Annotated in this window: 2 protein-coding genes; both read left to right on the top strand. The window is 74.0% G+C overall.

Going from position 1 to position 1,049, the window contains the following annotated elements; genetic code table 11:
- The coding region (locus tag D588_RS25370; protein WP_017917021.1) for a FecR domain-containing protein at window positions 1-751 on the top strand (751 nt) is incomplete at its 5' end.
- A 114-nt stretch (window positions 752-865) separates the two neighbouring features.
- The coding region (locus tag D588_RS25365) for a hypothetical protein (RefSeq protein ID WP_043085929.1) at window positions 866-1,049 on the top strand (184 nt) is incomplete at its 3' end.

Below are 1,049 nucleotides of genomic sequence, written 5' to 3'. Positions count from 1 at the left end.
CTCCGCCGTGCTCGCGCTGGCCGCCGCGGGTGTGGCGCTGCGCTTGAGCGCGCCGGAGCAAGTGCCGGCGACGGTGTACGCAGCGCCAGCGGACGCGCCGCGCAGCGTCGCGCTGGACGACGGCAGCGTGGTGCAACTGGAGCGCGGCGGCGCGATCGCGGTGCGCTACGGCACGCAGCGTCGCGACATCGCCCTGCTGCGCGGCAAGGCGGTGTTCGATCTCGGCCACGATCCCGCGCGGCCGCTGCGGGTCAGCGTTGGCGCGCTGGTGCTGCGCGATGTCGGCACCGTGTTCGGGGTCGACCCGCAGGCCGGTGGTGCACGCGTCACCGTGCTGCAGGGGCGGGTGCAGGTGTCGCGCGATACCCCGGCGTGGTGGCACCGAGGCGACCTGCCGTCGGAGGGGACGACGCTGGCCGACCTGGGCCGCGGCCAGCAGGCGCGGGTGGATGCGCAGGGCCGCGTGCTGGCGCGGCGCGACCACGCCGACATCGCCGACGCCACCGCCTGGCTGCCGGCGCAGGTCGGCGTGCACGATCGCAGCCTGGGCGAAGTGGCGCGCCTGTTCAACGCCTACACCACGCAGCCGCTGCGCATCGCCGACCCGGCGCTGGCGGCGCGGCGGGTCAGCGGCGTGTTCCACCTGCGCGATCCGGAGGCCTTCGTCGCCTATCTCGGCAGCCTGCCGGACGTGCAGGTGCAGCGCGATGCGCACGCGGTGACCATCCGCCACGCACCGGCACCGCTGTAAGAAAAAATTCATGCAATCGACGGTAGCCGCACGGCGCACCGGGGCACTCGTAGGAAGCATGGCCGTCGCGCAGCACGCGCGGGCCCGCCCTTCCTCCCCTCCGGTGTGATCGTCATGCGCAAGCCTCTCGTCGTCTCCATCGCCCTGCTGTTGGGCTGCACGTCCTCGTTGCCGGCCTGGTCGGCGCCTGCCGCCACCGCGTCGGCCATCGCGCCCATGCCGCTGGCGCAGGCGCTGGACCAGTTCGCGCGCAGCAGCGGGCTGCAACTGATGTACGACCCGGCGCTGGCCGAAGGCC

The organism is Xanthomonas sp. SHU 308 (genome assembly GCF_000364645.1).
GTDB lineage: Bacteria > Pseudomonadota > Gammaproteobacteria > Xanthomonadales > Xanthomonadaceae > Xanthomonas_A > Xanthomonas_A sontii.
Note: the sequence above shows the minus strand (reverse complement) of the source record. Positions and strands in the feature narration are given on the sequence as shown.